The organism is Variovorax paradoxus (assembly GCF_029919115.1).
GTDB classification, from domain to species: domain Bacteria; phylum Pseudomonadota; class Gammaproteobacteria; order Burkholderiales; family Burkholderiaceae_C; genus Variovorax; species Variovorax paradoxus_O.
The window spans coordinates 2,637,382-2,649,371 of the sequence record NZ_CP123990.1; the positions used below are offsets into that span (position 1 = coordinate 2,637,382).

Below are 11,990 nucleotides of genomic sequence, written 5' to 3' on the forward strand. Positions count from 1 at the left end.
CTGTTCAGGGCTTGTGCAAAGGCCACCGGGTACTCCCCTCCGCGAATGTCCCCCGGGGCTGCGCCCCTCCTCAAAGGAGGAGGCCGCAGGCCGGGGGACATTCGCGGAGCAAGGTACCCCGTCGGCGGGAGCGCCGCCCTGAACAGCGGCCACAAAGCGCTACGGCAGAACAGGCCAAGCCCGCTGCGGCTCCCGAATCTGCTCGAACGCACGAGACACGCGCAGCACACCGAGATCGTCAAAACGCTTCCCGGCAATCTGCAGCCCGATCGGGAGGCCGCCAGCCGAGTACCCGCAGTTCACCGAAGACGCAGGCTGCTCCGACATGTTGAACGGGACAGTGAACCCGATGTGCTCCAGCGGCCGCAGCGGATCGTTGGTCGGCGAAGGTGCTTCCGCGGCTGCGGGCATGTTGGGCGACACCGGCGAGATCACGTAGTCGAACCGTGCGCAGGCCTGCACCGCTGCCACGCGCGTTGCGTGGAACTGGCTGAAGCCGCGGAACACATGTTCGCCGCTGAACTCGGCCGCGCTCTCGGCCCACTCGCGAATGTAGGGCAGTACCTTGGCCCGCTGGTCGGCACGCAAGGCTTTCATGTCCACCAGCGAGCGCATGCGCCACAGATGATCCATGCCGTCGAGCATGGCCTGCGACATGAATGGCTGCATGGTTTCGACGATCGCACCGGCCTTCTCGAACAGACGGGCGGCACGCTCGACTGCTGCCTCGATCTCGGGCTCCACCGCCAGGCCGCAGCCCGCGTCGAGCAGCAGCCCGATGCGCAGCCCGCGCAAATGGTCGGGCGCGACATCGAAGCTCGCCCAATCGATGTCTTGCGGCGGCAGGCTCATGCTGTCGCGCGCGTCGGGCTTGGAGAGCACCTGCATCATCAGCGCAGCATCGGCCACGCTACGGGTCATGGGGCCCGCGGCGCGGCCCATGTACGGCGGGTCGATCGGAATCCGGCCCAGGCTCGGCTTCAGCGTGAAGATGCCGCACCAGCTTGCGGGCAGCCGCAGCGAGCCGCCGATATCGGTGCCGATGTGCAGCGGGCCGTAGCCCGCGGCAGCCGCTGCACCGGCACCGGCACTGGAGCCGCCCGGGGTCTTGCTCAGGTCCCACGGATTGCGCGCCAGCTTGTGAAAGCTCGAGAGCCCCGAAGACAGCATGCCGTAGTCCGGCATCGTGGTCTTGCTGACGATCACCGCGCCGGCTTCCTTCAGGCGCGCGGCCGGCGGTGCATCGGCGGTGGCAGGCTTCAGGTCGACGGCGGCTGTACCTGCCGGCATCGGGTCGCCGCGCGTGGCGATGTTTTCCTTGATGGTGGCGGGCACGCCGTCGAGCGGGCCCAGCGATTCGCCGCGCTGCCAGCGCGCTTCCGAAGCCCGCGCCTGTTCAAGCGCGGCTTCGGGCCTGAAGAGCCAAGTGGCCTGCAGCTTCGGTTCCCAGCGCTCGATGTGCGCGATGACGGCCTGCGTCACCTCGACCGGCGACAGGCGCTTGTCGCGGTAGGCGGCGGAGAGCTCCTGGGCGGAAAGGTCGTTCAATGCAGAGGAGGAAGAAGACACGTCCGCGCTCATCCCCATGACAGGGCCGACAGGTCGTTCACGAAGATCGGGTTCTCCTTCCAGAGGCCCTTCACGTTCTTCTTCGCAATGGTCGGGAACTGCGGCTGATACAGGAAGCCGTTGGCTGCATCGGCAGCCAGCATCTTCTGCGCTTCGCCGAGCAGCTTGTTGCGCTCGGCCGCATTGCCCGTGGACTTGATCTTGTCGAACAGCGTGTTGAAGGCTTTCGACTGGTAGCCCCAGTAGTAGTCAGCCTTGGCGTAGTTGCCGAGGTCGAAGGGCTCCACATGCGACACGATCGACAGGTCGTAGTCCTTGTTGCCGTAGGTGCCGCTGAGCCACTGGGCCCATTCGACGTTCTGCACCTTCACCGTGATGCCGATCTTGGCCAGCTGGGCCACGATCACTTCGCCGCCCTGGCGTGCATAGGGCGGCGGCGGCAGGGTCATGGTGAGTTCGAGCGGCGTCTTCACGCCGGCTTCGGCGAGCAGCTTCTTGGCTTTTTCAATGTCGAAGGGATTCACGGCGGTGGTGTCGACATAGCCCGCCGCGCCCGGCACGTAGTGGCTGCCGATAGGCACGCCGAAGCCGTCCGCCGCGCCTTCGATCACGGCCTTGCGGTCGATGGCCGAAAGGATGGCGCGCCGCACGCGCACGTCGTCCAGCGGCTTCTTCTTGTTGTTGATCGAGAGAATGGTCTTGGCGCGCGAGCCGGCCAGGATGGTCTGGAACTGCGGGTTGCTCTTGAACTGCGGCACCACGCGCGTGCCGATGCGCGTGAACACGTCGACGTCGCCGGCCAGCAGCGACGCGGCCTGCGCGGCGGCGTCGGCAATGAAGCGGAACGTGACCTTGTTGATCTTCGCGGTGCCGGGGCTGCGAAAGCCGTCCCACTTGCTCAGCGTGATCGACGAGCCCTTGGCCCAGTTGTCGAGCTTGTAGGGGCCGGTGCCCACCGGCTTGGTGGCGTTCGTGTCGGCGCTCTTGGGCTCGACGATCGCTGCGGTGGCCTGGCCCAGCACAAAGGGCAGGTCGGGGTCGATTTCCTTGTTGATGATGACGACGGTGTAGTCGTCGACCACCTGCGTGCTCAGGTTCGCGAAGGTGCGCTTGTCCTTGTTGGTGCTCTTCTCGCCACCGGCACGGTCGAAGGCGAACTTCACGGTGTTGGCGTTGAAGGGTTCGCCGTTCTGGTACTTGACGCCGCGCTTGAGCTTGAAGGTGTAGGTCTTCAGGTCGGGCGAGACTTCCCAGCTCTCGGCCAGGAGGGGCGTGACGTTGCCGTCGGCATTGATCTTGGTGAGCGTCTCGAGGATGTTGTAGTGCACCACTTCCCCGATCGCGGCCGCGGCACCCGCAGTGGGGTCGAGCCCCGGCGGCTCGAGCGCCATGCCGATCACGATGGCGTCCTTCCGCCCCTGCGCCATGCCGGTGACAGGGGTGGCCAGGGCAACGGTGGCGCCGGCGGTGGCAAGGAGGGTGCGACGATTCAGCATACGGTGTGATCTCCGGAAAAACTGGGTGTGCGATTTGGCTGCTTCAACGCGCACGGCGCCCCGAATGGAGGCGCCGCGGCGCGGAGCAAGAGCACGCAGCACGAAAGATGCCACGCGCGCAGCCAAAGTCATTCTCTCGCAGCGGGCGCGTTGCTGCTTGCCTGCAGCGGCGCTTTTTCCTCGGGACGTACCCGGATGCGGATTTGCGCGGCGTTTACTCAGGCGGCCAGCAGCGTGCCGCCTGCCGGCGTGCGCGGCACCGCGTCGAGCAGGGTGCGCGTGTACGGATGCTGCGCATTGCTGAAAAGCTCGCCGGGCGGCCCCTGTTCGACGATCTTGCCCTTCCACACCACGCAGACCTCGTCGCAGAGGTGGTTCACCACCGCGAGGTCATGGCTGATGAGCAGGTAGCTGATACCGAACTGCTGCTGCAGGTCTTGCATGAGGTTGAGCACCTGGGCCTGCACGGACACGTCGAGCGCGCTCACGGGTTCGTCGGCCACGATGAGCTTGGGGCGCGTGATGAGCGCTCGTGCAATCGCGATGCGCTGGCGCTGTCCGCCCGAAAATTCGTGCGGGTACTTGTCCATGTCGGTGGTGCGCAGGCCCACCGCGGCCAGGGCTTCGGAGGCGCGCTCGCGCTGCACGGCGCGGCTGGTTTCGGCCAGCGCCTCGAGCGGCTCGGCCACGATGCGCGCCACCGTCTGGCGCGGATCGAGCGAGCCGTAAGGGTCCTGGAACACCATCTGGAAGTCCCGCCGCGCCGTACGCAGTTCGCTTCGGGGCAGCTGGTGCAGGTCGCGGCCCAGCATGCGCACGCTGCCCGAAGTGGGCGCGTCGAGCGCCATCACCAGGCGTGCGATGGTCGACTTGCCCGAGCCCGATTCGCCGACGATGCCCAGGCTGCGGCCGGCCTCGACCTTGAAGCTCACGCCGTTCAGCGCCTTGACGAGCGGCGGCGGGCCAAAGAGCTTTTCGCGCGGCAGGGCGTAGTGGCGCACGAGGTCGGTCACCTCGAGCAGGGGCGCTGTGCTGATCGGTTGGCTCATGATGCGAGGGCGCCTTCCGCGGCAATCTCTTCGAGCCGGATGCACCGCACCGCATGGTCGTGCGGCAGCATCGTGGGCGGAGGCCGGGTCGCATGGCAGGCGTCGACGGTGTACTTGCATCGGCCCGCAAAAGGGCAACCTTGCGGCAGGTCGATCAGCTCGGGCACGCTGCCGCGGATGGTCGCCAGGCGAATGCCGCGTGGCGCGCCGAGTGCCGGCCGCGCCGCGAACAGGCCCTGCGTATACGGATGTGCGCGCTCTGCAAACACGGTGTCGGTCGGGCCGCTCTCGACCACGCTGCCGCCGTACATCACCAGCATCTTCGACACGCTCTGCGCGATCACGCCAAGGTCGTGCGAGATCAGGATCAGCGCCATGCCGCGCTCCGCGACCAGACCTTGAATGAGCTCGAGGATCTGCTTCTGGATCGTGACGTCGAGCGCGGTGGTGGGCTCGTCGGCAATGAGCAGGTCGGGGCCGCAGGCCAATGCCATGGCAATGCCGATGCGCTGGCGTTGCCCGCCCGAAAACTGATGCGGATAAGCATCGAGCCGCGAAGCCGCATCGGGAATGCCCACGCGCTCCAGCAATGCCAGCACCTCCTTGCGTGCGTCGGCGCCTGTGAGGCCGCGATGCAGGCGCAGCGGCTCGCCGACCTGGCGCGCAATGGTGTGCACCGGGTTCAGTGCCGTCATCGGCTCCTGGAAGATCATGCCGATGCGGTTGCCGCGAATCTTGCACATGGCCTTTTCGCCCAGGCCCACGAGCTCGGTGCCGTCGAAGCGGATGCTGCCTGTGACCTTTGCGGTGGCGGGCAGCAGGCCCATGAGCGATTGCACCGTGATCGATTTGCCGCAGCCCGATTCACCCACGATGCCCAGCGTTTCGCCGCGCTCGAGCGTGAAGCCGATGCCGCGCACGGCCTCGGCGGGGCCGCGCTGTGTTTGCAGCTCGACGTGCAGGTCTTTGACTTCGAGAAGAGGCATGGCTTAACGCGCCCTCGCAAGGCGCGGGTCGAGCAGGTCGCGCAGGCCGTCGCCGAGCAGGTTGAGCCCCAGCACCGCCAGCGCAATGGCCATGCCCGGAAACACCGCAAGCAGGGGCGACTGGAACATCATGGTCTGCGCCTCGTTGAGCATGCGGCCCCACGAGGCCTGCGGCGGCTGTGTGCCCAGACCGAGGTAGGAGAGGGCGGCTTCGGCGAGGATGGCAATCGCGAAGCGGATGGTGATCTGCACGATCAGCACGGCCGAAATGTTGGGCAGCACATGCTGCATGGTGATGGCGAACGAACCCTTGCCGCACGCGCGCGCCGCCGCCACGTATTCGCGCGACCAGATGGCGTTGGCCGATGCGCGCGTGATGCGCGCAAAGGTCGGAATGTTGTAGATGCCGATTGCGATGATCGCGTTGACGATGCCGGCGCCGAACACGGCCGTCATCATGATGGCCGACAGAATGGCCGGGAAGGCAAGCGAGAAATCGGTGAGCCGCATAATGGCTTCCTCGACCCAGCCGCGCCGCGCCGCGGCCATAAGGCCCAGCGCCGTGCCGACGACAAGGCCGATGCCCACCGCAATCATGCCCACCAGGATGGACGCTCGCGCGCCCACCAGCAGCAGCGAGGCCACGTCGCGTCCGTAGGTGTCGGTGCCCAGCCAGTGCGCGCCCGAGGGCGGCTTGAGCTTGTTGGGCATGTCCATCTCGTAGGGCGACCACGGCGTCCACACCAGCGAGACGAAGGCGGCCAGCAGCAGGAGCAGCGTGAGAACGCCGCCAAGCACGAAGCTGCGGTGCCGCAGTGCGCGGCGCCAGAAGCCGGGCACCTTGAGCGCTGCTGCGCTCGGAACAGTCGTCGCGCTCATATGTCGCTCGCCTTGATGCGCGGGTCGATCACGGCGTAGAGCACGTCGACCACGAAATTCACGATGACCACCAGGGCGGCAAGCAGCATCACGCAGTTGCGCACGACGATCAGGTCGCGGTTGCCGATGGCTTCGAAGATCAGCCGGCCGAGGCCGGGCAGGTAGAACACCTTTTCGATCACGATGGTGCCGGCCAGCAGCTCGGAAAACTGCATGCCCATGACCGTGACCACCGGGATCATCGCGTTGCGCAGCACGTGGGTCCAGAGCACCGCGCGCTGCGAAACGCCCTTGGCGCGCGCAGTGCGAACGAAGTCTTCGCGCATCACTTCGAGCACCGCCGAACGCGTGATGCGCGCAAGGATGGCCGCCTGCACCACGGCAAGCGACAAGGCCGGCAGCAGCAGCGACTTGATGCCCGCGAAGACACCTTCGCCCCAGCCCTCGAAGCCGCCGGCCGAGAACCACTGCAGCTGAACGGAAAACACCAGGATCAGCAGGATCGCGAACCAGAAATTGGGAATGGCAATGCCCACCTGCGTGAGGCCCATCAGGCCCACGTCGCCGAGCTTGTTGTGGCGCGCTGCCGCGGTGACGCCCACAAGCAATGCGAGCACCGTCGTCAGCGCCATCGCCAGCAGTGCGAGAGGCACGGTGAGCGCGAGCCGTTCCAGGATGAGGTCGAGCACCGGGGTGCTGTAGGCGTAGCTGTCGCCCAGGTTGCCCGTCAGGAGGCCCGCAATCCACTGCCAGTAGCGCGTCCAGGCGGGCTGGTCGAGGCCGAGCTTGGCAGCAAGGGCAGCGACCGCATCAGGTGCGGCGTCGGGGCCCATGAGCAACTGCGCGGCGTTGCCGGGCAATATCTCGAGGACGAGAAACACTATGACCGAGGCGCCGATCAGCGTGGCGATCAGCGTGGCGAGGCGCTTGAGAATAAACAGGCTCATGGGGCGGGGCGCAGCATAACCCGACTCCTGCAACAAGCGTGCCTTGTTCGCGATAATCGGGTATGGCCCTCATGATCACCGACGAATGCATCAACTGCGATGTCTGCGAGCCCGAGTGCCCGAACGACGCGATCTACATGGGCGCCGAGTTCTACGAGATCGACCCGCGCAAGTGCACCGAATGCGTGGGCCATTTCGACGAGCCGCAGTGCGTGCAGGTGTGCCCGGTTGCGTGCATTCCCATCAACCCGGAGCACGTGGAAACCCGCGAGACGCTGTGGCAGAAGTTCGAGCGGCTTGCCGCGGCCAAGGCGGCAGCCGCGGCTGTGGAGCCTCGGCCGCCTGTGCCTTCAGCCGGCGTCTGAGCCGGACGACGGCTTTCGCTTTTTCTTGCCGCCCGCGCCGCCCGGCGACGAGGCTGGTTTTCCTCCCGTTGCCCCGCTGAAGCGCGTGCTCGACTTGTGCGGTTCCGAGGCGAGTTTTCGGGCGCGTGCCTGCGCGAGTTGCTCGGAAGACGCGAGCTTTCGCTCGGCGACGGCGGCCTGCCGGGCCTCGTGGGCGGAGCGGCGGTCGCGCTCGTAGGCTTCTTTTTCCTGGGACAGGCGAATGCGCTCGAGCTGATCGGCGCGGACCTCGGCCTTTTGCGTTCCGGCTTCCGAAGCACGGCGGTCCGCATCGGAGCGCAAGTCGTCGACTTTCACCGGTTTTCCGCCTTCGCAGGGGCGGTCGGTGTAGGTGTTGCCGCAGCGGTAGGTTTCGGACCTTCCTTGTGCCGCAGCGGGTAGCCAGAGAACGCCTGACGCTATTAAAAATATAGCTGCGCCGGTTTTCCCGGTCTGGATTGCGCTTCTGCTTCTTCTCATTTTATTTCTCTCCCTTTTCTCTATCCCGCTCTCGTTGCCGGCTAGGTGGCGGCGGGCGTGCCTCCGTCGCCGGGCTCTCGCCGCGGCGGTTTGGGCCGGGGCGGTTTGCTCGTGTGAATGATCAAGGTGGCCTTTTCCATCTCGCCCGCCACCAGGGCAGGGGCCGCATGCAGTGTGCGGACGATGGCGTCCTCGATGGCTTCGCGCTGTTCCTTCAGCGGCTTCTTGAGCACCCAGTTGATCACCTCCGACTTCACGCCGGGGTGTCCTATACCCAGGCGCAGGCGCCAGTAGTCACCCGTGCCCAGTTGTGCATGGATGTCGCGCAGGCCGTTATGGCCGGCATGGCTGCCGCCGAACTTGAGCTTGGCCTGGCCCGGCACCACGTCGAGCTCGTCGTGCACCACAAGGATTTCTTCGGGCGCAATCTTGAAGAAGCGCGCGAGCGCGCCCACCGATTTGCCCGACAGGTTCATGAAGGTTTGCGGCTCGAGCAGCCACACGCTCTGCCCGCCGATGTTCGCGCGCGCCGCAAGGCCGTGGTAGCTGCGCTCGGGCACCAGGTTGAGCTTCCAGTCGCGTGCGAGTGCGTCGATCCACCAGAAGCCCGCGTTGTGCCGGGTGGCTTCGTATTCAGGCCCGGGATTACCGAGGCCGACAAACAGCTTGATCATGAGGGAATTATCTCGCCGCCCCAAAAGCAAAAGGCCCGCACGAAGCGGGCCTTTTGCAGGGTGCCGGAAGAATTACTTCTTCGCGGCGGGCTTTGCCGTCTTGGCGGCAGGCTTGCCACCGGCGGCGGCGGCGCCTTCGGCGGGTGCTGCGCCTTCAGCGGCAGGTGCCGGCTCTTCGGCGACCAGCGGCGGCACGGCCGACACGATGACCGGGTTCAGCTTGCCGTGGCTCACGAACTTCACGCCCTTGGGCAGCTTGATGTCGCTCACGTGCAGCGTGGCGTTCTTCTTGAGGCTGGAGAGATCGACCTCGATGAACTCGGGCAGGTCGCTCGGCAGGCAGCTCACTTCGAGCTCGTTCATCACGTGCGTGACCAGGTTGTGGTCGAGCTTGACGGCGTCGGACTCTTCTTCACCCTTGAAGTGAAGCGGCACCTTCATGTGCAGTCGGGTCTTGGCATCGACGCGCTGGAAGTCGATGTGTTGCACCAGCTGGCGGAACGGGTGGTACTGCACGTCGCGCAGCAGCACTTTGCTGGTGGCGCCGCCGAGTTCCATTTCGAGGATCGAGGCGTGGAAGGCTTCCTTCTTGAGGGCGTGCCACAACGCGTTGTGATCGAGCTCGATCAGCTGGGGCTTGCCTTCACCACCATAGACGATACCGGGCGTCTTTCCCGAGATGCGGAGACGGCGGCTCGCACCCGTGCCCTGCTTGGCGCGCTCAAAAGCGACGAATTTCATAACAACTCCTGTGAGAGTCCACCGCGACCAGTGCGACTCCGGTTCAACAAGGGCGCCGTTCCGGAAAAAGGAAGTGGCGCCCGCTTTTTGCTCAGAACAGGTTGTCCTGGTCCGAGAACAAACTCATGACCGACTCGCCCTTGGCAATGCGCTGGATCGTTTCGGCGATCAGCGGTGCCACGGAGAGTTGGCGGATCTTTCCGCAGGCCAAGGCGCCGTCGGAAAGAGGAATGGTGTTGGTCACGACCACTTCGTCGAGGGCGGAGTGGGTGATGCGCTCGATGGCCGGACCCGAGAAGATCGGGTGCGTGCAATACGCATAGACGCTTTTTGCGCCACGCTCCTTGAGCACTTCGGCCGCTTTGACCAGCGTGCCGGCCGTGTCGATCATGTCGTCCATGATCACGCAGTTGCGGCCGTCGATTTCGCCGATCACGTTCATGACCTCGCTCACGTTGGCCTTTGGGCGGCGCTTGTCGATGATGGCGAGGTCGCAGTTCAGCTGCTTGGCCAGCGCTCGTGCGCGCACCACGCCGCCGACGTCGGGCGACACGACGATCAGGTCTTCGTAGTTCCGCTGGCGCAGGTCGCCCAGCAGCACCGGCGACGCATAGATGTTGTCGACCGGAATGTCGAAGAAGCCCTGGATCTGGTCGGCGTGCAGATCCATGGTGAGCACGCGCTCGACGCCCACGGTTTCCAGCAGGTTGGCCACCACCTTGGCCGAGATCGGCACCCGGCTGGAGCGCGGGCGGCGGTCCTGGCGGGCATAGCCGTAGTAGGGAATCACCGCGCTGATCCGCTCGGCCGAGGCGCGTTTGAGCGCGTCGACCATGATGAGCAGTTCCATCAGGTTTTCGTTGGTCGGTGCGCAGGTGGACTGCACCACGAACACATCGCGCGCCCGGACGTTCTGGTTGATCTCGACGGTGACTTCGCCGTCGGAGAAGCGTCCCACGCGCGCGGCACCCAGCGAGGTACCGAGGTTTTGCGCGATTTCTGCGGCCAGGCCAGGATTGGCATTGCCGGTGAAAACCATGAAATCAGGGTGATTAGCCTGCATGAGCGCGTCCCGGCAGTCGAATGGCTTTTAGGAAGCCGCCAAAGAGTTTGAGTCGTGGTGGCGGCTTGGAGGCCGCCGATTATTGCAGCGGGTAGGCTGCAAAAGAAGCACTGCGGCCCGTGGGCCGCAGTCTGAAAGCGCTGCGGCGGTTAGACCGCAGCCTGAAGAGATTTGGCAGGGGAGAAAGGATTCGAACCTTTGCATGCTGGAATCAAAATCCAGTGCCTTAACCAACTTGGCGACTCCCCTACACGGGTCGATGGTTTTCACCACAAACCGATATATGTCGCATCGGACCCATCACGATCCGATTATCTTCAGGTCGCCCATCCCCAAAGTGGATGAACGGCCAGGTTGCTGCATTGACGAACCTGCCAGCCCGCGGGGGCTTCGGCCAGTTCCGCTTCTTGCGGCCCTTGCGGCAATTTCGCGAATACCGAACTTCCGGAGCCGGTCATCCGGGCTTTCAATCCTTGGGCGCCGAGCCATTCGATGGCTTCGGTGACTGCGGGGCAAAGCCGTTGGGCAACCGGCTGCAGGTCGTTGTGGCCGAAGTCGAAAACCTTGAAAGCACTGCTTTCGTGGTTTGGAGCTTCAAGCTGTTCGCTATCTGCAGCAAAGCCCGAGATTATAGCAACAGGAGTGGCGCGTTGAAGGTCCGGCGCAGAAAAAATTAAGCGCGTGTCGAGCCCTTCGGGTGGCTTGGCCACTACGAAACCTGCCGCAGGGATATTCACAGGTGTGATTTTCTCGCCGATTCCCTCGACCCAGGCATTTCGGCCCCCCAGGAAAAACGGGACATCGGCACTCAATTTCACGCCGATTTCGGCCAGGCGTGCCAGCGGCAGGTTCAGGTTCCAGAGCCGGTTGAGTGCCAACAGGCACGTTGCGGCGTCCGAAGAGCCCCCGCCCATGCCCGCCTGCGCCGGAACCTGCTTGGCTACGCCGATATGGGCGCCCTGGCCGGGGCTGGCATGCACCTGCAGCGCCCGCGCCGCACGCAGCACCAGGTCGTCGGGCGGCAATTCGGTCGTCAGGTCTTCGCGGCTGAGTTGCCCGTCGCGCCGCAGCTCGACGTGCAGCGTGTCGCACCAGTCGATCAGCATGAAAACCGACTGCAGCAGGTGGTATCCGTCTTCGCGCCGGCCGGTGATGTGCAGGAAGAGGTTGAGCTTGGCCGGTGCGGGAAGGTCGTAGATCGCCTTCATGACCGTTCGAACACAATGCGCAGGTCGGCCGTGGGCCCCGGGTTCTCACGCGTGGCCTGCAGCCGGCCGTTCGCGATTTGCGCCAGGTCGGGGCGCCAGCCGGGAACGCGGTCGTCGCGTCCCGCGAGCCAGCCGAACAGTGCGCCGACGGGTATTGCGGCGCCGGTGGCGGCTTCGATCAGCGCATCGACCGACTCGTAGCGCCGCACTTCGCTGCCGTTCTTGAGCAAGGCCTCGCCGGGCGACCAGTGCAACTGGGCCAGGGTGCTGCCGATCGGGCTCGTGAGCGACAGCTCGCCGGCTTCGGGGGAACCGCGCAATTCGAACAATGCGGAGAAGGTCTGCACCGGCTGGCTGTCGATGCGCAGCGACATGCGGCCGCTCCAGCTGTCCGAACCTCTTGGCGCGGAGGAGCCGCCGCCCAATTGGGCGCAGCCCGCCATCGAGAGAAGAGCAGCCCCACCCACAGCCAACAAGGCTCGGCGGCTGCGGTCGACGGGGCTTGGGGCGAGCAT

At 65.4% G+C, this 11,990-nt stretch carries 13 protein-coding genes and 1 tRNA gene; 1 reads left to right on the forward strand and 13 read right to left on the reverse strand.

From position 1 onward, the window contains the following. Positions 1-159 precede the first annotated feature (159 nt). The 6 genes from QHG62_RS12805 to QHG62_RS12830 all read right to left on the reverse strand — a co-directional run bounded on the left by QHG62_RS12805 (position 160) and on the right by QHG62_RS12830 (position 6,926). Positions 160-1,581, reverse strand: a complete 1,422-nt coding sequence (locus tag QHG62_RS12805) for an amidase (protein WP_281151197.1) — start codon at positions 1,579-1,581, stop codon at positions 160-162. Then, complete coding sequence (locus QHG62_RS12810) at positions 1,578-3,065, reverse strand: ABC transporter substrate-binding protein (protein ID WP_281151198.1); 1,488 nt, start codon at positions 3,063-3,065, stop codon at positions 1,578-1,580. Before QHG62_RS12810 ends, QHG62_RS12805 begins: the two co-directional genes overlap by 4 nt. Before the next feature lie 218 nt (positions 3,066-3,283). Then, the gene (locus QHG62_RS12815) at positions 3,284-4,114 is read right to left on the reverse strand and encodes an ATP-binding cassette domain-containing protein (protein WP_281151199.1); all 831 of its coding nucleotides are present in this window, start codon (positions 4,112-4,114) and stop codon (positions 3,284-3,286) included. Further along, positions 4,111-5,100, reverse strand: coding sequence for an ABC transporter ATP-binding protein (locus QHG62_RS12820; RefSeq protein ID WP_281151200.1), 990 nt, complete (start codon positions 5,098-5,100; stop codon positions 4,111-4,113). The genes QHG62_RS12815 and QHG62_RS12820 overlap by 4 nt, the downstream gene beginning before the upstream one ends. Before the next feature lie 3 nt (positions 5,101-5,103). After that, positions 5,104-5,979, reverse strand: coding sequence for an ABC transporter permease (locus tag QHG62_RS12825; protein WP_281151201.1), 876 nt, complete (start codon positions 5,977-5,979; stop codon positions 5,104-5,106). Beyond that, positions 5,976-6,926 carry an ABC transporter permease gene (locus QHG62_RS12830; protein WP_281151202.1) on the reverse strand — a complete coding sequence of 317 codons (951 nt, stop codon included), beginning with the start codon at positions 6,924-6,926 and terminating at the stop codon, positions 5,976-5,978. The genes QHG62_RS12825 and QHG62_RS12830 overlap by 4 nt, the downstream gene beginning before the upstream one ends. Positions 6,927-6,988: 62 nt before the next feature. On the opposite strand from QHG62_RS12830, the gene QHG62_RS12835 reads away from it, so the two are divergent. After that, complete coding sequence (locus tag QHG62_RS12835) at positions 6,989-7,291, forward strand: YfhL family 4Fe-4S dicluster ferredoxin (RefSeq protein WP_281151203.1); 303 nt, start codon at positions 6,989-6,991, stop codon at positions 7,289-7,291. Here QHG62_RS12835 and QHG62_RS12840 read toward each other — a convergent pair. The 7 genes from QHG62_RS12840 to QHG62_RS12870 form a co-directional block, all read right to left on the reverse strand. After that, a complete protein-coding gene (locus QHG62_RS12840; RefSeq protein WP_281151204.1) occupies positions 7,277-7,789 on the reverse strand; it encodes a hypothetical protein in 513 nt (170 codons plus the stop codon). The two genes, QHG62_RS12835 and QHG62_RS12840, sit on opposite strands and share 15 nt — an antisense overlap. A 41-nt stretch (positions 7,790-7,830) precedes the next feature. Further along, positions 7,831-8,463, reverse strand: a complete 633-nt coding sequence (gene pth, locus QHG62_RS12845; RefSeq protein WP_126747034.1) for an aminoacyl-tRNA hydrolase — start codon at positions 8,461-8,463, stop codon at positions 7,831-7,833. A gap of 72 nt (positions 8,464-8,535) precedes the next feature. Beyond that, a complete protein-coding gene (locus QHG62_RS12850) occupies positions 8,536-9,204 on the reverse strand; it encodes a 50S ribosomal protein L25/general stress protein Ctc (RefSeq protein ID WP_157615666.1) in 669 nt (222 codons plus the stop codon). Between the two features lie 91 nt (positions 9,205-9,295). Further along, positions 9,296-10,267 (reverse strand): ribose-phosphate pyrophosphokinase, encoded by a 972-nt coding sequence (locus QHG62_RS12855; RefSeq protein ID WP_126747032.1) that lies wholly within the window; start codon positions 10,265-10,267, stop codon positions 9,296-9,298. Positions 10,268-10,439: 172 nt separating this feature from the next. Beyond that, positions 10,440-10,516 (reverse strand) — tRNA-Gln (locus QHG62_RS12860). Between the two features lie 68 nt (positions 10,517-10,584). Further along, a complete protein-coding gene (gene ispE, locus QHG62_RS12865; RefSeq protein WP_281151206.1) occupies positions 10,585-11,475 on the reverse strand; it encodes a 4-(cytidine 5'-diphospho)-2-C-methyl-D-erythritol kinase in 891 nt (296 codons plus the stop codon). Further along, the gene (locus QHG62_RS12870; protein ID WP_281151610.1) at positions 11,472-11,990 is read right to left on the reverse strand and encodes a lipoprotein insertase outer membrane protein LolB; all 519 of its coding nucleotides are present in this window, start codon (positions 11,988-11,990) and stop codon (positions 11,472-11,474) included. The genes ispE and QHG62_RS12870 overlap by 4 nt, the downstream gene beginning before the upstream one ends.

Coding starts and splice junctions, on each gene's coding strand:
- QHG62_RS12805 (WP_281151197.1), bottom strand. CDS start 1,581: ATGAGCGCGGACGTGTCTTCTTCCTCCTCTGCATTGAACGACCTTTCC.
- QHG62_RS12810 (WP_281151198.1), bottom strand. CDS start 3,065: ATGCTGAATCGTCGCACCCTCCTTGCCACCGCCGGCGCCACCGTTGCC.
- QHG62_RS12815 (WP_281151199.1), bottom strand. CDS start 4,114: ATGAGCCAACCGATCAGCACAGCGCCCCTGCTCGAGGTGACCGACCTC.
- QHG62_RS12820 (WP_281151200.1), bottom strand. CDS start 5,100: ATGCCTCTTCTCGAAGTCAAAGACCTGCACGTCGAGCTGCAAACACAG.
- QHG62_RS12825 (WP_281151201.1), bottom strand. CDS start 5,979: ATGAGCGCGACGACTGTTCCGAGCGCAGCAGCGCTCAAGGTGCCCGGC.
- QHG62_RS12830 (WP_281151202.1), bottom strand. CDS start 6,926: ATGAGCCTGTTTATTCTCAAGCGCCTCGCCACGCTGATCGCCACGCTG.
- QHG62_RS12835 (WP_281151203.1), top strand. CDS start 6,989: ATGGCCCTCATGATCACCGACGAATGCATCAACTGCGATGTCTGCGAG.
- QHG62_RS12840 (WP_281151204.1), bottom strand. CDS start 7,789: ATGAGAAGAAGCAGAAGCGCAATCCAGACCGGGAAAACCGGCGCAGCT.
- pth (WP_126747034.1), bottom strand. CDS start 8,463: ATGATCAAGCTGTTTGTCGGCCTCGGTAATCCCGGGCCTGAATACGAA.
- QHG62_RS12850 (WP_157615666.1), bottom strand. CDS start 9,204: ATGAAATTCGTCGCTTTTGAGCGCGCCAAGCAGGGCACGGGTGCGAGC.
- QHG62_RS12855 (WP_126747032.1), bottom strand. CDS start 10,267: ATGCAGGCTAATCACCCTGATTTCATGGTTTTCACCGGCAATGCCAAT.
- ispE (WP_281151206.1), bottom strand. CDS start 11,475: ATGAAGGCGATCTACGACCTTCCCGCACCGGCCAAGCTCAACCTCTTC.
- QHG62_RS12870 (WP_281151610.1), bottom strand. CDS start 11,990: ATGCTCGCCCCAAGCCCCGTCGACCGCAGCCGCCGAGCCTTGTTGGCT.